The following is a 17,500-nucleotide window of genomic DNA, read 5'->3' as shown; positions in this document are numbered from 1 at the left end:
TTCTTTCCAAGGGTACTCGCCGGACACGGTCACCCGACCTTGTACCCAGGCACGGAGGGCCAGCGGACGGTGAGCACGGTCGACGCCTCCTCCGCCTGCCACGAATGGTCGACGCCCTTGCCCCAGACCACGTAGTCGCCCGGCTCGGCCAGCAGCACGCTGCGCCCCGGCAACTCGACCCGGAACCGGCCGCTGATCAGCACGAGCAGCGCGGTGCGCTCCTCACCCCTGACCCACTCCGCCCGCTCGTCGCCTGGCGGGTGCACGCCCCACTTGATCTCGACCTCGTCACTGTGCCTTGGGTCGCCGAGGGGTTTGAAGTGACCCAGGAGCCAGCCCCGGTCGCCTGCGGCGTCGATGCCGGCGTTGCCGGTGTACACCCCATCGTTCACGGGCAAGGACCGTAGCAGGGAAATGCATTACTGATAGCCATCGACTGATTACTGTAGGTCACATGTCTGAGGTGCGATCGGTCGCCCAGAGAGGCGACCTCTTCGGTCAACGAGTCCGCGAGCACTGCGCGGCCCAGCTCGGGCGCCGGCTCGACGTGCTGGTCGCCGGGTGCGCGCACGACGAGCCGCTGGCGCTCGAGCACATCGAGACCAGGTCCACCGGGGCCGACGAGGACCACCCGGCGATCAGGGGCGTGCTGGAGGAGCGGGCGGACCTGGTCGCGTGGTCGCTGGGCGACCTGCGCTCCGTGCCGCTGCCGCCCAGGGCCTATGACGTGATCCAGCTGTCGTTCCTGCTGGAGCGCATCCGCCACGCCGAGCTGGTGCTCGACCGCCTCCTGCGGTCCCTGCGCCCCGGCGGCCTCGTGCTGCTGCGCATGCGCGACCGCAGGTCGGCCTACGGCCTGCTGGACCGCGTCACGCCGGCCTGGTTGCGCCGCCTGCTGTGGCGGCCCCTCATCGGTCCCGGCACGCCGGGTCCGCTGCCCACCGTGTACGAGCCGCTGACGTCCAGCGACGGCATGCACGCCTTCTGCCTCAGCCGCGGCCTCCTGATCACCGACGACGTGCGGAACACCAGCGGTCCCGCCTGCGCCGGCCGGATCGGCGGCGCCGCGGTCAGGGCGATGGCCAGGCTCACGAACGGCCGCTACCCCGCCTCCCACGACGAGATCACGATGGTGATCAGAAAGCCCCAGCACCACTTCGCCCGGCTCATCTAGCGACACACTGGTATCAGTCGCTAGACTCCTTCCCTACCAATTCAATCGGAATAGTTGGGATGTAGGAGACGTGGAGTGGACCCCCGACCCGCGCGAGCTGGCCGATCTCGAGCTGCTGCTCTCCGGCGCGTTCGAGCCGCTGACCGGGTTCCTCGGCCACGATGACCTGCACGCGGTGCACGAGCGGGGCACGCTCGCCGACGGCACTCCGTGGCCCGCGCCCGTCACCCTCCACCTGACCACTGAGGTCTCCTCCGGCGACGAGATCACGCTACTCGACCCGGAGGGCCTGCCGCTGGCCACGCTCACGGTGGCCGCCCAGGAGGCCGACGGGCTGGTCTCGGGGCCGATCAAGGGCCTCGGCACACCGGAGCACGGGCCGTTCGCGCGCCTGCGGCGTACCCCCGCCGAGGTGAAGGCCGAGCTCGGCGGGCGCGCGGCACTGGCCGTCACCATGCGCGGCCCCCTCGACGATCTCTCCGAGATCGTCGACACCGCGAAGGAGCTCGACGCGATGATCATGCTGCTCCCCCTCTCGTACGGCGAAGCGGGCCCCGCGATCGTACGCGCCGCGCTCCGCGCCAAGGAGCGGCTGCCGACCGGCACGATCGTCGTCTCCGTGCCCCTGGCGCCGCGTGCGGAGCCCGAGATCGACCTGGAGCTCCGGGAGCACGTCGCCACCGCCTACGGCGCCACCGAGCACCTGGCGGGACCCGAGCCGGTGAGCATCCCGGGACCGCCGCACCGTCGCGGCCTCGTGGTCTTCTTCACCGGTCTGTCCGGCTCCGGCAAGTCCACGATCGCCCGCGGCCTGCGCGACGCGCTGCTGGAGCTGGGCAGCCGCACGGTGACCTACCTCGACGGCGACGTGGTGCGCCACCTGCTGTCCAAGGGCCTGACGTTCTCCAAGGCCGACCGCGACCTCAACATCCGCCGCATCGGCTTCGTCGCCGCCGAGGCGGCCCGCCACGGCGGCCTGGCCATCTGCGCGCCCATCGCCCCCTACACGGCCACCCGCGAGGAGGTGCGCGCGATGGTCGAGTCCGTCGGGGCGGACTTCCTGCTGGTGCACGTCGCGACGCCGCTGGAGGAATGCGAGCGGCGCGACCGCAAGGGCCTGTACGCCAAGGCCCGCGCCGGCCTGATCCCCGAGTTCACCGGCATCTCCGACCCGTACGAGGAGCCGGACGACGCCGACCTGGTGATCGACACCACGCACGTCACGATCGGGGCGGCCGTCGCCCAGGTGCTGGGCACGTTGCAGAGTGGCGGCTGGGTCCGCTAGGGCCGCGGCACGCGGGTCGAGCGGAAATACGGGTCTCGCGCGAGCTCGGTGAACGCCCGGTCAGCCCCCGTGCCCGCGTCGAAACTCGTGTCGCCGCGCGGCGCCTGCGGGGAGTCGAAGTAGAGCAGTGCCTTGATCTGCGGATAACGCTGGACCTGCCGGCGCACCGACTCGAAGAAGGCCCGCTTGAACGAACGGTCCTCAGCCCGCTCGAACACCCCCCACTCGGCCACCATGACCGGCTTGCCGGGGAAGCGCGCCTGCATCCACCGGTAGAACCCCGGCCAGTCCGGATATTCCCTGCGCGTCTTGTTGACCAGCCCGTCGAAGTCCCGCACCCGGTCGTCGGCGTACGGGTCCATGGCCACCCAGTCCACCACGTCGTCACCCGGGTAGAGGTCCTCGAACCAGGGCTCGGCCGCCCAGTTCGGCGCTCCCATGTAGGTCATGACCATGACCGCGTTCTTCACCCCCTCCGCACGCAGCCTGAGCACCACGTGCCGGAACATGGCCGCGTAGTCCGCGGCCTGCATGCCCGAGCCCGACGCGGTGTCCACGTCGTTCTCCGGCTCGTGGTGGATGGTGAGGAAGAACCGCTCGGGAAAGGTACGCCTGAGGTGGACGGCCAGCCGGTCGATCCGGCCGTCGAGGGCCCCGCCGGCGATCTCGGCCCAGGTGTGGTCGAAGGACGGCTTCCAGTTGATCATGAGCAACCGCGGCCGGGCCGGGTCGCGGGCCAGCCTGATCTCCGCGCCGGTGGGGAACAACTCACTGCCCCGGTGGTAGACGTGCAGCACGTCGGCGGCGGCGCCCATGCGCGACTCCGCGCCGTGCAACGCCTGCTCCACCGGGGCCCCCGTGAAGACCTCGGGCGCGATGCCCCACCAGGCGCCGCAGGACGGGATGAGCCGGGTGGTGGCCGTGCAGGGCGGCGAGCCCGCCGTCTCCTTGGCCACCGCCGGCGCACGCGCGTTGGAGCCCTCCGCGCCGGAACAGGCGGCCAGCACCACGACCACGGCCAGAATGAACGCGGTATTCGTAGCGGTATGAGAAATTCCCCGTAGCTGCAAAGCCTTTCAACCCCCTCGTCGAATGACCCCCGCCTGTCAAACCTGAACCTTGCCATGTCATTCCTGGAACTTCAGCCAGTGTGGGAGTCTCCCCAGTTCGTGGCGGGTGCCAGCGCGTCCGAATTTCCTGGATATTTCGTTTTATAGAGGGGCTTCTTGTTGGCCGTACCAGAGAAAATCTTGGGTATTCACCATGGGTGATCATCGTCCGACCTATAGTGGGCGCACACCTCGGAACGTGACGCAATCCAGGAGACCCTCCCCCATGAGCTCCGGCACGGACCTGGACGAGCACCTCGCCCTCCTGCGCAGGCGGTGGCTGGTCCTCGTGGGCTGCGTCGTCTTCGGCGGCACGGCGGGACTCGCCCTGATGCGCCTCACGCCGCCCTCCTACACCGCGACCACGCAGGTGCTCGTCATGCCGGTCGGCGCGCAGGAGCCGGGCAACCAGGTGACCGCCCGCCAGCGCGAGCCGCTCAACCTCGACACCGAGGCCCAGGTCGCGCAGTCGGCCGTGGTCGCGGCACGCGCGGCAGGGACGCTCGGGGGCGTCGTGCCCGGGCCCGTCGAGGTGTCGGTGCCGCCCAACTCGGCGGTGTTGTGGATCTCGGTGACGGCCCCTGAGCCCGGCGCCGCGGCGGCCCAGTCCCGCGCGTACGCCGAGGCGTACCTGGCCAACCGCCGCGAGAGCACGCTGACCGCGATGGCCGAGCAGCAGCAGGCGGTGCTCGGCAAGCTCAAGCAGGTCAACGCGGGGATCGACCTGGTGATCAAGGAGCTCGGCGGGCTGGCCAGGGGCAGCGCCGAGCACGCGATCGCCACGCAGCGGCAGGGCGTGCTCAACCGGCAGGCCGCCAGCCTCGCGCTGAAGTACGACGCGCTGCGGACGGTCGCGGTGACTCCCGGCACGATCATCAGCCAGGCCGCGCCGCCGTCCGCGCCCAGCTCGCCCAGCCTGCCGCTCTACCTGGGGACCGGGCTGATGGCCGGGCTGCTCACCGGCTCGGCCGCCGCCTACGCCCGTGACCGGCTCGACACGAGGCTGCGCACGGCCGCCGACGTCGAGCGGCTGACCGGGTTGCCCGTGCTGACCGACCTGTCGGGCTCGCGCGAGCACGGGGTGCTGCACGAGCTGGCGTGCTCCGTGGTCGCCGCCTGCCCGGGCCAGCGGCTGCTGGTCAAGGCGCTGCCCGCCGATCTCTGCTCATCGTCCCTGGCCGAGCCGCTGTCGGTCAGCGCGCCGCTGTCGGTGCTCGACGGCTCCGACGTGCGCGATCTGGCCAGGGCGGACGCGGCGCTGCTGCTCGTAGGGCTGGGCCGGGTGACCTCGACGCAGGTCGCAGCCACCGTACTGCACCTGGGCAGGCACGACGTGCCGATCGTCGGCGTGGTGACGGCGACCGACGCGGTGCCGTCGTTCGTGCCCCTGCTGGAGCCGCGCACGCACACCTCGCTCGGCAAGCTCGTCGCGACCGGCGAGCTGGAGATCAGCGTGTCGGCCGAGACCACGCCCATGCAGGCGCTGCACCACCCGCGGCGGCCCGGCCAGCCGACGTGAGAGGACCCGCGTGGCCCATCGGGGCGCTGCTCGTCGGCTATCCGCTCTGGTGGGCGCTCGGGTTCGGCGGGTTGTCGGTGATCGTGCTCGCGGTCCCGATGGGGGTGTTGTTGTGGCGGCGCAGGCCCATCCAGGTGCCGCGCGGGTTCGGGTTGTGGGCGTTGTTGCTGGCCGGGTACCTGGTGAGCGCGTTGATGCTGGCGGAGACGCCGCCGGGTACGTACGGGGAGCTCGGGCCGGGCCGGGTCGTCGGCTACGGCATGCGGCTGGCGCTCTACGCGGCCGTCCTGGTCATGGTGCTCTACCTGGGCAACCTGACCGAGCGCGAGCTGCCGCAGCTCCGCCTCGTACGGATGCTGGGCGTGCTGTTCGTCACCACGGTCGCCGGCGGGCTGCTCGGCGTGCTCCTCCCGGAGTTCTCCTTCACCTCGCCGGTGGAGCTGCTGCTGCCCGGCTGGGCCGGCGAGAACGCGTTCGTGCAGAACCTCATCCATCCCACCGCCGCCCAGACGCAGAAGGTGCTGGGGTTCTCCCTGCCCAGGCCGGAGGCGCCGTTCGAGTGGGCGAACGCGTGGGGCAGCAACGTGTCGGTGCTGCTGGTCTGGTTCGTGGTCGGCTGGTGGGTGCACGGGGGGCAGCGGCAGAAGCTCTTCGTGGCCGGGTTGATCGGCCTGGCCGCCGTCCCGATCGTGTACTCGCTCAACCGCGGCCTCTGGATCGGCCTGGGCCTGGCCGTGCTCTACGTGATCGTCCGGGTGGGCGGGCGTACCAGGGTCGCGTTGTGCGGGGCGGTGACGGCGGCCACGCTGGCGTTCGCGCTCAGCCCGCTGGCTGCCCTGGTCGCGCAGCGGCTGGACAAACCGCACTCGAACGACATCAGGGCCTTCACCGTGACGGCCACCGTCGCGGCCGCGGGCCACTCGCCGTTCATCGGCTACGGCAACACCCGCAACGCCATGGGCAACCACCGCACGATCACCACGGGCAAGACCGAGTGGTGCGAGGGTTGCGGGCATCCGCCGCTGGGCAGCGACGGGCAACTGTGGCTGCTGATCATCACGCAGGGGTTCACGGGGGCGGCGCTCTACGTGGCGTTCTTCCTGGGCGCGATCCGCCGTCACTGGCGCGACCGCAGCCCGGTAGGGCTGGCCGGGGTGCTGGTGATGGGGCTCGTGCTGCTCTACATGTTCGTCTACGACGGGCTGGTCACGCCGCTCAGCCTCTATCTCATCTCGTTCGCCCTCCTGTGGCGCAATTCCCAGCGGAGTGACGTATGAACGATGCCTCGATCCGGCTCGGGTACCTCGAGGAGACCGTGCGGCTGCTGTATCCGGGCTCCGGGTCGCCCCGGGCGTATACGGTGTTGCCGCACCCGGCCGTGCCCCGGCGGCTGGCGCCGCGCCGGTGGTGGCATCCGGGGTCCGAGGTCTTGGTGCCGGTCGAGGGGTCCATCGCGGCGTACCTGAGCGAGGTCTTCCGCCGCCCGGTCGAGACCGTCCTGCACGTGCGCCCGGCGTTGCGGGCCAACCGCAAACCCATTCTGGAGGCCCGTTCCGGCGGGCGGCGGCTGGCGTTCGTGAAGATCGGCGACAGCGCGCGGGCGCGCGAGCTGATCACCGCCGAGGCGGCGGCCCTGCGCAGGCTGGCCGGGTTGTCGCTGGGCACCGTCGCCACTCCCGCCGTGCTGCACCACGGCTCCTGGCGGGGGCTGGCGGTGCTGGCGTTGTCGCCGCTGCCGGTCCGGCGCGGCCGGGTGCCCCGGTCGCTGCTCCTGGACGCGATCAAGGAGATCGCGGGCACCGGAGGGCCGTGCCCGGCCTGGCACGGGGACCTCGTGCCGTGGAACATGTGCCCGTCCCCCGACGGTCGGCTGCTCGTGTGGGACTGGGAACGCTACGAGGGCGGCGTCCCCTACGGCTTCGACGCCGTGCACCACTTCTTCCAGCGGGCGCTGCGCAGGATGGACCCGCCGCTGGCGGCGCGGGCGTGCGTGGCGCGGGCCGTGCGCGAGCTCGCGCCCTTGGGGGTGTCGGGGGCGGTGGCCAGGCAGACGGCGCTGCGGTACCTCATCGCGCTGGCCGACAGGCATGCCGCCGACGGGCACTCACCGCTCGGGCCGCCGGAGTCCTGGCTCAACCCGGTGATCGACCACGAGGAGCTGCTCACGTGAGGAGGGCGAAGCGGCCGGTGTTGTCGTTCTCGCGGGCGACGGGGAGGCTCACGTCCCGGGCGCGGATGTTGCCGTCGTTCCTCATCGCGGGAGCGCAGCGTTGTGGCACTACCTCGCTGTACCGGGCGCTGGCGCAACACCCGCTGCTGCTCAAGCCGGTGCTGCACAAGGGCGTGCACTACTTCGACGTCGGCTACTCGCGAGGGTCGTCCTGGTATCAGGGGCACTTTCCGCTGCGGCTGAGCGCGGCACTGCTCGGCCATCGATACGGTACGCGGGCGCTCGCCTTCGAGTCGTCGCCCTATTACCTGTTCCACCCGCTGGCCGGGGAGCGGATCGCGGCCGATCTGCCCGGGGTGAGGCTGATCGTGCTGGTCCGGGACCCGGTGGAGCGGGCCTGCTCGGCCCATGCCCACGAACTGGCCCGGGGCTTCGAGACGGAGTCGCTCTTCGAGTACGCGGTGGAGCTCGAATCCCAGCGGCTGGCCGGGGCCGAGGAGCTGTTGCGGGACTCGCCTTTCGCCCGCCACCACTCGCACCGCCACCACGCGTACCTGGCCCGCGGGCGCTACGCCGAGCAACTCGACCGGCTGGAGCCGCTGATCGGGCGCGAACGCATCCTGGTGCTCGACAGCCACCGGTTCTTCACCGAGCCGGAGGCCGTCTATGACCGGGTGCTGGAGTTCCTGGGGGTGCCGCAGCTGGGGTATCCGGTGTTCGAGCGCTACAACCGGCGGGCTTTGCCTCGACGGGTGCCCAGGGTGCTCGGGGACGCCTTGCGGGACCACTTCGAGGCGTACGACGCGCGGCTGGTGCGGTGGCTGGGCGAGGTGCCCTCGTGGCGGCGGTGATCTTGGGGCGGAGGGGGGTCGCCGGGGTCTCCGGGGCTGTTTTCAGTGCGGTCGTGCAGTTCTTGCTGGTCGTGGTCGTGACCAGGGCGCTGGCTCCTTCGGCGGCCGGGGCCTTCTTCACGGCGACCGCGCTGGCGCTGATGGTGGCCGGGGTCGCGAAGCTGGATGCGGGGAACGGGCTCGTGTACTTCATCGCGCGCGCGAAGACATATGGATATCTGGGTATTTCCGGATATATCCGGGCGGCGCTGGTGCCCTGCGTGGTGGTTTCCGGGGCCGCGGGGGTGGTGCTGTATCCGCGGTTGGGGCTGCTGGCGGTGGCGCTGCCGGTCATCGTGGTGGGGGATGTTCTGCTGGCCGCCACGCGGGGGTTCGGGGTCATGCGGCCCACGGTGTTGCTGGACGGGGTGCTGCTGCCCGGTTGCCAGCTCGTGTTGGCGGCCGGTGCGGCCTGGGCGGGGGCGGTCGAGGGGTTGCCGGTCGCGTGGGCGGCGCCGTACGTGCTGGTGCTGGTCCTGGCGGCGGCCGAGGTGCGCGGGCGGGTGCCGTGGACGCCCTATCTGCCGGGCACGGGGCGGGATCTGTGGCGGTACACGGCTCCGCGGTCGGTCGCGGGGGCGATCCAGGCGGTGTTCCAGCGGCTCGACATCGTTCTCGTCGCCTTGCTCGGTGGGCCGGCGCAGGCCGCCGTCTACCTGGCCGCCACCCGGTTCAAGGTGGTCGGGCAGCTGGCGAATCAGGGGCTGGCGCAGGCCGTACAGGCTCGGCTGGTCAGGGCGCTCGCCGACGGCGAGGCGGCGCTGGCCAGGGAGCTGTACCAGGCGGCCACGATCTGGCTGGTGCTGCTGACGTGGCCGGTCTGGGTGGCTTACGCCGCGCTGGCGCCCTGGGTGCTGCGGGTGTTCGGACCCTCCTACGGCTCGGCGGGGCCGGTGGCTCTGGTGCTGGCCGGGACGATGATGGTGGCGACGGCCTGCGGCATGGTGGACGTCGTGCTGACGGCGGCCGGGCACACGGGCACGAGCCTGCTCAACCTGCTGGCCGCCATCACGTGCACCGTCGCCCTGGACGTGGCCCTGATCCCGGCCCATGGGGCGCTCGGGGCGGTCATCGGCTGGTCGGGCGGCGTGATCGTGAAGAACCTGCTCCCGCTGTGGCAGCTGCACCGCCGCTACGGCCTGCACCCGTTCGGCCGCCATACCCTGACGGCCCTCCGCATGCGGGCGGCCACATGAGAGCGCCGATCCTGGTGACGGGGCTGCCGAGGAGCGGCACGAGCTGGACGGGCAGGATGCTGGCGGCCGGGGGCGACCTGGTCTACGTCAACGAGCCCCTCAACCCCCAGCACCCGCCAGGCCGCTGCCCGGGGGTGCTCAAGGCCACCGTGACCCACAGGTTCCAGTACATCTGCGACGACAACGCCCCCGACTGGCTGCCCGCCTTCCGCGACACGGTGGCCCTGCGCTACCGCTGGCTCTCCGAGCTGCGCGCGAACCGCTCCCCGTACGACCTGGCCCGCCTCCTCCGTTACGGCGCCGCCTTCACGCTCGGCCGCCTGGCGGGGCGGCGCGCCCTGCTGGACGACCCGTTCGCGGTGCTGAGCGCGGGCTGGTTCGCCGCCCGGCTCGGGTGCAGGGTGATCGCCCTGGTACGCGACCCGGTGTCGTTCGTGGCGAGCTGGCAGCGGCTGGGCTGGACGGTCTACTTCCACGAGCTCCTGGAACAACCCCTGCTCATCCGCGACCACCCGGAGCTGCTGGAACTACGCGCCCTCGTCGGCTCCCAGGACCGCGTCGCCAAGGCCGCCGCCCTGTGGCGGGCCACCCGCACGATCCTGGCCCGCACCCCCGGCATCCTCCTTACCTCGTACGAGTCCCTGGCCGCCGACCCACTCCCCGGCTTCCAGCGCCTGTACGCCTACGCGGACCTCCCCTGGACCCCGACCGCCGAACGCCGCATCGCCAGGTCGTGCACCGGTACCACCCGGCCGGGAACGGGATTCGCCTGGTCGGGCCTGTCCCGCACTGCCTACCGCCCCATGGACTCCCGCCTGGCCCTGGCCACCGCCGCCCGCGGCCTGAGCTCCGAGGAGATGGCCCGCATCCGCACGCTCACGACCCCAGTGCCCGCCTGACGCGCGTGGCCAGGCAGCCGCCCAGCAGCCGTACCGCGAACGGCAGGTCGTCCACCAGATACCGCCGCGCCAGCCGTCTCGGCTCGCTGACCAGCCGGAACAGCCACTCCAGCCCGGCTCGCCGCATCCATCCGGGTGCTCGCGAGACCGTGCCCGCCGCGAAGGCGATCGCCGCCCCGCACCCCACGAACCACGCTCCCGGCAGCTCACCCCGCAACTCGGCGATGAGCCGATCCTGCCGGGGAAACCCGAGCCCCACGAACACGAGCCCCGGCCCCGCCGCCACCACCTTGCGCCGGACGCGTTCGCTTCCCTCCGGGGTGGCGTCGAAGTGGTACGGCGGTGCGTGCACGCCGCACACCTTCAACCGCGGATGGCAGCTCGTGAGCTCGCCGGCCGCCCGCCGCGCCACGCCCGGCGGACCGCCGAGCAGGTAGACGGGCCAGCCGCGGCGAGCGGCGAGCTTGCTGAGCGACCAGATGAGATCGGCTCCCGTGACGCGCTGGGGCACGGGGGTGCCGAGCAGCCTGGCCGCCCACACCAGTGGCATCCCGTCGGCCACCACGAGCTCGGCCGAGCACACGAGCTCCTTGAGCGCGGGGTCGGTGGCGGCGGCCCGGCAGATGTCGATGTTCGGGGTGACGATCCGGCCACCCCGGCCCGCCTCCAGCTCGGCGGCCACCCTCCGGACGACCTCGTCCTCGGTGAGCGCGTCAACCCCGATGCCACCCACCCGCACTCGCGCGCCCCGCCCGGCGTCCGGCCGGTCGCCCACGGTAGGCGTGTCATCCGTCGCCTGTGTGAGCTTGGGCGGGGTCATATGCCGTGTCCACGGTTGTGCAGCGCCGAGAGGACGGTGGTCGCGGAGACGAGGCCCGCGGCCACCGCCAGGGCGATCGGGGCGCGGGGTTCGGCGGGGCGGGCCTTGAGCGACCGGGCGGCCCAGCGGGCGGCCTCAAGCCGGTGCCCGAGCGCCGCGTGGCTGAAGGCCAGCTGGCCGTAGACCCGCGCCGCGCCGCGCGGGTCCACGGCCAGTTCGGGGTGCCGGGCCAGCATCCAGTCGAGCCCGGCAATGCGGTCCGCCCATCGGGCGACATAGTGGGATCCGCCCCACCGCACCCGTACGAGCGGCTGATCGACATGCACGATGGGGTGCCGCCTGGCGGCGCGTAGGGCGAGGTCCCAGTCCTCGTTCTGACCGGCGGGCGCGCTCTCGTCGGCCCACAACCCGCCGCGCTCGAACAGGAACGTCGACGAGTGCACCATCACCATCCGGGAACGGACCAGATCGTCCGCGGTCACGGCGGAGGTTCCGGCGAGTCTGGGGATGCGGCGGCGGCCGTACTCGACCTCGATGCCGCAACTGGCGAACTCGCCCCCGTCCCGCAGCGCCCGCGCCTGCGCGGAGAGCTTGCCCGGCAGCCAGACGTCGTCGTCGTCGCAGAAGGCGACGAGGTCGGTGTCGCAGGCCGCGATGCCGGTGTTGCGCGCCCCGGGGAGCCCGGGAGTGAGCGTGTTGGGCAGGACGCGAACGGGATGGCAGGCGCTGACGACCACGTCGGCCAGCGTGTCGGAAACCGCCGGGCCGTCCGTCACCACCACCACGGACAGCCTGCCCGGATAGTCCTGGGCCAGCACCGCCGCCACCGCCTCCCGGAGCTGGGCCGGGCGGTTCCCGCGCGTGGGGATGACCACGCCGACGGACCGGGTCACGCCGCCGCCCCCCAGTAGCCGTACCTGGCCCTGAGCGGCCACGTGAGGGCGTTGACCACCCGCCGGTCGCGTTCGGGCAGCCCCGACACCCACGAGTCGTCCCGCCGCAGCTCGACCCGCCCCACGTGGAAGCGCATCGGATTGCCGGAGGCGGTGTGGGAGGGGCCGAGCCACGCGGTGCGCCCCTCGATGAACGGCAGCTCCGGCTCCGCCAGCCCGAGCCGGCGCGTCAGCGCCGTGAGCGTGGCCCCCGGCGCGGCGACGAGGTCCTCGTACCGCACCCTGGTCACCCGCCCGCCACGTCCGGCGAGCAGCTCCAGGGCGGTGTTCTGGGCGGTCCAGTGGATCGCCGTGCGGGCGGGGTCCCAGCGGGTCATGGGCCGCCCGTTCTCGGGACGCCGCACGGTCCTGCCCCAGGAGTGGGCGACCGCGCGCGGGTCCCTGACCACGTGCACGATCCGCACGTCCACCCCGCTCGCCAGCAGGCAGCAGGCCAGCGACGCGTGCTTGCTGGAGTCGATCACGACCCGGGCGTCCGCGGCCGCGTACAGCAGCCGGTACGCCTGGACGTACTCGGCCAGGTCGGGATGTTCGATCCACGCGATTCTGCGGGTGCGGTCGACGCGGCGCCGCAGCGTCAGGACTCTTTCAGCCAGCAACCGAGTCCATCCGCCGAACGCCCGCTCACCTACCTGCGCCCAGAAGGCGCAGGAGGGAAACGCCACACCGCACCCGCAGAGCTCCTCCGAGATGACCCCCCTCTCCCAAAGGTGCGTCACCTCCCCGAGCGCCACCACGCCGGGAAGCTCGCCAAGGAGCCTCTCGAGCAGTGTGGTGCCACTGCGGCCGAGTCCACCCAGGTAGATCACTCGGGTGGTGGTTGCACGATCATTCACGGAGGAGGGCTTTCGCGTGGTGAACACCGAACGCGACGACCCTAGCGCGGAGAGTAATCAGCGGGTCAGGCGAACGCCAAAAGATCTACCGTCAGCTGGCGTCGAGGATCATGCCGGCGCCGACCGTGCCGTTCGTGGACTCGTCCACCAGGATGAAGCCGCCGGTCAGCCGGTTACGCGCGTAGTCGTCCACGAACATCGGCTGCGTGACCCGCAGCGACACCCGCCCGATCTCGTTGAGGCCGAGCGACGTCGCCTCCTCGTCCCGGTGCAGGGTGTTGACGTCGAGCCGGTAGTGCAGGTCACGCACCAGGGCGCGGGCCGTACGGGTGGTGTGCTTGATCGTCAGCTTGGACCGGGGCGTCAGCTTGAGGCCGTCGCCCATCCAGCAGACCATCGCCTCCAGCTCCTGCGCCACGTTCGGCTGGTTGTTGGGGCGGGCGATCATGTCGCCGCGCGAGATGTCGAGGTCGTCCTCGAAGCGCAGCGTCACCGACATGGGCGGGAACGCCTCCTCGACAGGTCCGTCGAACGTGTCGATCGAGGCGATCCGGGTGGTCAGCCCCGACGGCAGGTGCACCACCTCGTCGCCGGGTTTCAGCACGCCGCCCGCCACCTGGCCCGCATAGCCGCGGTAGTCGTGGAAGGCGTGCTCGGTGGCCCGTTGCGGGCGGATCACGTACTGGACCGGGAAGCGCACGTCGACCAGGTTGCGGTCGGAGGCGATGTGCACGTTCTCCAGGTGGTGCAGCAGCGACGTGCCCAGATACCAGGGCATGTTCTCCGAGCGCGAGACCACGTTGTCGCCGTTGAGCGCGGAGATCGGGATGAAGGTGAGGTCGGAGACGTTCAGCTTGGAGGCGAACGCGGTGAACTCCTCCCTGATCTCCTCGAACCGCTCCTGCGAGTAGTCGACCAGGTCCATCTTGTTGACGGCCAGCACCAGGTGCGGCACGCGCAGCAGCGTGGTCAGGAACGCGTGCCTGCGCGACTGCTCCAGCACGCCCTTGCGGGCGTCGATGAGGATGATCGCCAGATCGGCCGTGGAGGCGCCGGTGACCATGTTGCGGGTGTACTGGATGTGCCCGGGCGTGTCGGCGATGATGAACTTGCGCTTGGGGGTGGCGAAATAGCGGTACGCCACGTCGATCGTGATCCCCTGCTCCCGCTCCGCCCGCAGGCCGTCGGTCAGCAGCGACAGGTCGGTGTATTCGGTGCCCCGGTCGCGCGAGGTACGCTCGACCGCCTCCAGCTGGTCCTCGAAGATCGCCTTGGAGTCGAAGAGCAACCGTCCGATGAGGGTGGACTTGCCGTCATCGACGCTCCCCGCAGTGGCAAAGCGAAGAATGTCCATTAGAAGTAGCCCTTGAAGCAGACACAGCCGGTCCTCCAGGGTGTACCGCAACTGGTACGGACGGTCAGCATCAGAAGTAACCCTCTCTTTTGCGGTCTTCCATGGCCGCCTCCGACGAGCGGTCGTCGGCCCTGGTGGCCCCGCGCTCGGTGATCCGGGTGGCCGCGATCTCCTCGATGATCTCCTCGACCGTGACGGCCGTGGACTGCACGGCACCCGTGCAGGTCATGTCGCCCACCGTGCGGTAACGCACCACGCCCTCGAACAGCGGCTCGTCGTCGCCCCGCTGGACGACGTCGGAGTCGGGCAGCAGCATGCCGTCGCGCTCGAACACCTTGCGGGTGTGGGCGAAGTAGATGGAGGGGATCTCGATGCCCTCGCGCCGGATGTAGTCCCAGACGTCGAGCTCGGTCCAGTTGGACAGCGGGAAGACGCGGATGTGCTCGCCCTTGCGGATGCGCGCGTTGTAGAGGTTCCACAACTCGGGGCGCTGGTTCTTCGGGTCCCACTGGCCGAAGTCGTCGCGGAAGGAGAACACCCGCTCCTTGGCCCTGGCCTTCTCCTCATCGCGCCGCGCGCCGCCGAAGACCGAGTCGAACTCGTGCTCCTCGATCCCGTCGAGCAACGTGGTGGTCTGCAGGCGGTTGCGCGAGGCGCGCCGCCCGGTCTCCTCGACGACCCGGCCCTGGTCGATGGAGTCCTGCACGCTGGCCACGATCAGCCGCGCGCCGAGCTCCGCCGAACGGCGGTCGCGGAACTCGATGACCTCCTCGAAGTTGTGCCCCGTGTCGACGTGCATGAGCGGAAACGGGATGGCCGCCGGCCAGAACGCCTTCTCCGCGATGCGGAGCATGACGATCGAGTCCTTGCCCCCGGAGAAGAGCAGACAGGGACGCTCGAACTCGGCCGCCACCTCACGCATGATGTGGATGGCCTCGGCTTCGAGCACGTCGAGCTGCGACGTCGTGTAGTCGCGCTGCAGCATGGAGCTTCCTCCGGCGGTTAGCGGTGTAGGTCCCGGATCCCGGCGAGCAACGATGTCGCCAGCTCAGGTAGGGAAACCAGGATATCGGGTAGTGACGGGTCGGCTTGGTTGTAGGTGAGGGCGGAGCCGTCGATGCGGCTCGCGTGGACTCCCGCGGCCTGCGCGACCGCGACGGGCGCGGCGGAGTCCCACTCGTACTGGCCTCCGGCGTGTACGTACGCCTCGACCTCGCCGGTGAGCACCGCGGCGATCTTCGCCCCCGCCGACCCGATCGGCACCAGGTCGGCGCCCACGAGAAAGGCGAGTTTCCGTACGAACTCGGGCGGTCTGGTGCGGCTCACCGCGATCCGGAACCGGCCCCCGTCGAAGGCCGGCGGCTTGGGCGGGTCGGCGGTCGTCAGCGTGCGGCCCTGGGCAGGCAACGCCACGGCGCCCGCGGCCAGCCTGCCGCCCTCCCACAGCGCCACGTGCACGGCCCAGTCGGACCGGCCCTCCGCTGTGCTTATGGTCGCGCTCCCTTCGGCCCCGTCTTGGTTACGCAAGCTGCCACTTCCGGGGCCGGCTCGCCGCTCCGCGAACTCCCGCGTGCCGTCGAGCGGATCGACGATCCATACGCGGTGTGCCGTGAGCCTGCGCGGATCGAGCCGCTCCTCGCGCGTGGCCTCCTCGGACAGGATGTTGTCGCTCGGCCGCAGCCTGCCCAGCGACTCCATCAGGAAGACGTGGGAGGCGCGGTCGCCTTCGGCCCGCAGCGCGGCCGAATCGCCGAACCCCATGCGCTCGCGAATCCGCAGCAGCCGCTCGCCCGCCTCCGTCGCCAGGTCGGCGGCCAGGGCGTGGTCGTCGCGAATCGTCATCAATAAGCTCCTTGCCCGCGGGCGACGGCCGACCAAGTCTTCCACAGGATCTGGAGATCCATGGTGAGGGACCAGTTCTCCACGTAACGCAGGTCTAGACGCACGGATTCCTCCCACGATAGGTCAGATCTTCCGCTGACCTGCCACAGTCCGGTCAGCCCAGGGCGTACGAGGAGTCGTCTGCGCACGTCGTCGCCGTAGCGGGCCACCTCCTCCGGCAGCGGCGGCCGGGGACCGACGAGCGACATGTGGCCGCGTACGACGTTGATGAGCTGGGGCAGCTCGTCGAGCGAGTGGCGGCGCATGAGGGTGCCGAGCGGCGTGACGCGTGGATCGTTCCTGAGCTTGAACAGCACCCCGTCACGGTCGCTGACCAGGGTGATCTTCTGCCGCTCCGAGCCGCGCCGCATAGTACGAAATTTCACGATCGTGAACAGCCGCCCGTCCCTGCCCACCCTGGTCTGCCTGAACAGCGCGGGCCCGGGGCTCGTCGCCCGTACGGCGACCGCCAGCCCTGCCAGCACCGGCGCCAGCAGCACCAGCAGCGCGGCGGCGACCAGCCGGTCGAAGACGTTCTTGACCAGTTGCCTGGCCCCGGTCAGCTCCGGATGCTCCACGTGCAGCAGCGGCAGCCCGGCGGCCGGCCTGATCATGATGCGCGGCCCGGCCACGTCCATCAGCGCGGGCGCGACCACCAGCTCGGTGTGCGTGCGCTCCAGCCGCCAGGCCAGCCGCCGCAGCGCCTGGCCGTCCATCTCCGGGCAGGCCAGCACGGCCACGGTGTCGGCGCCGACCTGGTCGACCACGATCGGCACGTCGCTGAGGTCGCCCGCGACGGGCACCTCGTCCACGTGCTCGCCGGGCGCGCCGCCCGGCAGGCAGGCGGCCACGACGTCCATGCCGTGGTAGCGCTCCTTGCGGAAGAGCTGCACCAGCTCGGCGATCGAGGCCGGATGCCCGACCGCGACGACCCGGCGCATGCACTCGCCCGCCGCCCTGCGCCGGTTCAGCGAGCGCCGCAGGGCGTACCTGAGGACCAGGGTGAGCAGTGTGACGAGCGGCAGCGCGAGCACGACGTAGCCGCGGGCGACGTCCGTTTTGGTGAGGTAGGAGCCGATGGCGGTGCCAGCCGTCAGCGCCACGCCCGCCTGCACGACCCGGCGGAACTCCTCGGAGCCGACGCCGAGCATGCGCGGCTCGTACGCCCGGTTGAGCGCAACCGCGCAACACCACACCACCGGCAACGCCAGGCTGACCAGCAGGTACGGCAGCACGTACGGAGTGAGCCCGCCGAACCTGACCCAGAACGCGGCGCAGGACCCGATGCCCGCGCCGCACAGGTCGCCCAGCACGGCGCGCAGCCGATAGGAGCGGACCCAGGAAGGCGTGCGCGGCCTGGCCCCCCAGGAGACCACATGGCCGGTCCTGACGACGGCCATGAGTCCTTCACCGC

General features: G+C 71.3%; 17 protein-coding genes. 8 read left to right on the top strand and 9 right to left on the bottom strand.

What is annotated here, in order from left to right:
* Positions 1–29 precede the first annotated feature (29 nt).
* Positions 30–392 carry a signal peptidase I gene (locus tag ACFLIM_RS11705; RefSeq protein ID WP_393164528.1) on the bottom strand — a complete coding sequence of 121 codons (363 nt, stop codon included), beginning with the start codon at positions 390–392 and terminating at the stop codon, positions 30–32.
* A gap of 62 nt (positions 393–454) precedes the next feature.
* Between ACFLIM_RS11705 and ACFLIM_RS11700 the strand changes: the two genes are divergently transcribed.
* Positions 455–1,174 (top strand): class I SAM-dependent methyltransferase, encoded by a 720-nt coding sequence (locus tag ACFLIM_RS11700; protein WP_393164527.1) that lies wholly within the window; start codon positions 455–457, stop codon positions 1,172–1,174.
* Positions 1,175–1,244: 70 nt separating this feature from the next.
* Complete coding sequence (gene cysC, locus ACFLIM_RS11695; RefSeq protein WP_393164526.1) at positions 1,245–2,459, top strand: adenylyl-sulfate kinase; 1,215 nt, start codon at positions 1,245–1,247, stop codon at positions 2,457–2,459.
* On the opposite strand, the gene ACFLIM_RS11690 is transcribed toward cysC, so the two are convergent.
* Positions 2,456–3,475, bottom strand: a complete 1,020-nt coding sequence (locus tag ACFLIM_RS11690) for a glycoside hydrolase family 26 protein (protein WP_393164525.1) — start codon at positions 3,473–3,475, stop codon at positions 2,456–2,458. The genes cysC and ACFLIM_RS11690 overlap by 4 nt on opposite strands.
* Positions 3,476–3,794: 319 nt before the next feature.
* Here ACFLIM_RS11690 and ACFLIM_RS11685 point away from each other — a divergent pair, with 319 nt between their 5' ends.
* Genes ACFLIM_RS11685 through ACFLIM_RS11660 form a run of 6 tightly spaced genes read left to right on the top strand, consistent with a single transcriptional unit; the run spans position 3,795 to position 10,242 of the window.
* Positions 3,795–5,087: a YveK family protein gene (locus ACFLIM_RS11685; protein WP_393164524.1), complete on the top strand. Its 1,293-nt coding sequence runs from the start codon at positions 3,795–3,797 to the stop codon at positions 5,085–5,087.
* Entirely contained in the window at positions 5,084–6,364 is a 1,281-nt protein-coding gene (locus ACFLIM_RS11680; protein WP_393164523.1) for a hypothetical protein, read from the top strand. Before ACFLIM_RS11685 ends, ACFLIM_RS11680 begins: the two co-directional genes overlap by 4 nt.
* Complete coding sequence (locus tag ACFLIM_RS11675) at positions 6,361–7,257, top strand: hypothetical protein (protein WP_393164522.1); 897 nt, start codon at positions 6,361–6,363, stop codon at positions 7,255–7,257. The genes ACFLIM_RS11680 and ACFLIM_RS11675 overlap by 4 nt, the downstream gene beginning before the upstream one ends.
* A complete protein-coding gene (locus ACFLIM_RS11670; protein ID WP_393164521.1) occupies positions 7,254–8,108 on the top strand; it encodes a sulfotransferase in 855 nt (284 codons plus the stop codon). The genes ACFLIM_RS11675 and ACFLIM_RS11670 overlap by 4 nt, the downstream gene beginning before the upstream one ends.
* A gap of 53 nt (positions 8,109–8,161) precedes the next feature.
* Complete coding sequence (locus ACFLIM_RS11665; RefSeq protein WP_393164520.1) at positions 8,162–9,343, top strand: lipopolysaccharide biosynthesis protein; 1,182 nt, start codon at positions 8,162–8,164, stop codon at positions 9,341–9,343.
* A complete protein-coding gene (locus ACFLIM_RS11660; RefSeq protein ID WP_393164519.1) occupies positions 9,340–10,242 on the top strand; it encodes a sulfotransferase in 903 nt (300 codons plus the stop codon). The genes ACFLIM_RS11665 and ACFLIM_RS11660 overlap by 4 nt, the downstream gene beginning before the upstream one ends.
* On the opposite strand, the gene ACFLIM_RS11655 is transcribed toward ACFLIM_RS11660, so the two are convergent.
* From ACFLIM_RS11655 to ACFLIM_RS11625, 7 genes are all read right to left on the bottom strand, one after another.
* Entirely contained in the window at positions 10,220–11,062 is an 843-nt protein-coding gene (locus ACFLIM_RS11655) for a WecB/TagA/CpsF family glycosyltransferase (RefSeq protein WP_393164518.1), read from the bottom strand. The genes ACFLIM_RS11660 and ACFLIM_RS11655 overlap by 23 nt on opposite strands.
* The gene (locus tag ACFLIM_RS11650; protein ID WP_393164517.1) at positions 11,059–11,955 is read right to left on the bottom strand and encodes a glycosyltransferase family 2 protein; all 897 of its coding nucleotides are present in this window, start codon (positions 11,953–11,955) and stop codon (positions 11,059–11,061) included. Before ACFLIM_RS11650 ends, ACFLIM_RS11655 begins: the two co-directional genes overlap by 4 nt.
* Complete coding sequence (locus ACFLIM_RS11645) at positions 11,952–12,851, bottom strand: sulfotransferase family protein (RefSeq protein WP_393164516.1); 900 nt, start codon at positions 12,849–12,851, stop codon at positions 11,952–11,954. The genes ACFLIM_RS11650 and ACFLIM_RS11645 overlap by 4 nt, the downstream gene beginning before the upstream one ends.
* A gap of 91 nt (positions 12,852–12,942) precedes the next feature.
* Positions 12,943–14,205: a sulfate adenylyltransferase subunit CysN gene (gene cysN, locus ACFLIM_RS11640; RefSeq protein ID WP_393164515.1), complete on the bottom strand. Its 1,263-nt coding sequence runs from the start codon at positions 14,203–14,205 to the stop codon at positions 12,943–12,945.
* 70 nt (positions 14,206–14,275) lie between these two features.
* Positions 14,276–15,190: a sulfate adenylyltransferase subunit CysD gene (cysD, locus tag ACFLIM_RS11635; RefSeq protein ID WP_393164514.1), complete on the bottom strand. Its 915-nt coding sequence runs from the start codon at positions 15,188–15,190 to the stop codon at positions 14,276–14,278.
* 17 nt (positions 15,191–15,207) lie between these two features.
* The gene (locus tag ACFLIM_RS11630; protein WP_393164513.1) at positions 15,208–16,047 is read right to left on the bottom strand and encodes a 3'(2'),5'-bisphosphate nucleotidase CysQ; all 840 of its coding nucleotides are present in this window, start codon (positions 16,045–16,047) and stop codon (positions 15,208–15,210) included.
* On the bottom strand, positions 16,047–17,486 hold the full coding sequence (locus ACFLIM_RS11625) for a sugar transferase (RefSeq protein ID WP_393164830.1): 1,440 nt from the start codon (positions 17,484–17,486) through the stop codon (positions 16,047–16,049). Before ACFLIM_RS11625 ends, ACFLIM_RS11630 begins: the two co-directional genes overlap by 1 nt.
* Positions 17,487–17,500 lie beyond the last annotated feature (14 nt).

This window comes from Nonomuraea marmarensis (assembly GCF_043197025.1).
GTDB lineage: Bacteria > Actinomycetota > Actinomycetes > Streptosporangiales > Streptosporangiaceae > Nonomuraea > Nonomuraea marmarensis.
The sequence above is the reverse complement of the archived record's forward strand: the minus strand, read 5'-3'. Positions and strand labels throughout refer to the sequence as shown.

Bases quoted from the DNA above. Each gene is read 5' to 3' on its own strand.
- ACFLIM_RS11625 (WP_393164830.1), bottom strand. From the start codon at position 17,486: ATGGCCGTCGTCAGGACCGGCCATGTGGTCTCCTGGGGGGCCAGGCCG.
- ACFLIM_RS11685 (WP_393164524.1), top strand. From the start codon at position 3,795: ATGAGCTCCGGCACGGACCTGGACGAGCACCTCGCCCTCCTGCGCAGG.
- ACFLIM_RS11655 (WP_393164518.1), bottom strand. From the start codon at position 11,062: ATGACCCCGCCCAAGCTCACACAGGCGACGGATGACACGCCTACCGTG.
- ACFLIM_RS11700 (WP_393164527.1), top strand. From the start codon at position 455: ATGTCTGAGGTGCGATCGGTCGCCCAGAGAGGCGACCTCTTCGGTCAA.
- ACFLIM_RS11675 (WP_393164522.1), top strand. From the start codon at position 6,361: ATGAACGATGCCTCGATCCGGCTCGGGTACCTCGAGGAGACCGTGCGG.
- ACFLIM_RS11660 (WP_393164519.1), top strand. From the start codon at position 9,340: ATGAGAGCGCCGATCCTGGTGACGGGGCTGCCGAGGAGCGGCACGAGC.
- cysD (WP_393164514.1), bottom strand. From the start codon at position 15,190: ATGCTGCAGCGCGACTACACGACGTCGCAGCTCGACGTGCTCGAAGCC.
- ACFLIM_RS11630 (WP_393164513.1), bottom strand. From the start codon at position 16,047: ATGACGATTCGCGACGACCACGCCCTGGCCGCCGACCTGGCGACGGAG.
- cysN (WP_393164515.1), bottom strand. From the start codon at position 14,205: ATGGACATTCTTCGCTTTGCCACTGCGGGGAGCGTCGATGACGGCAAG.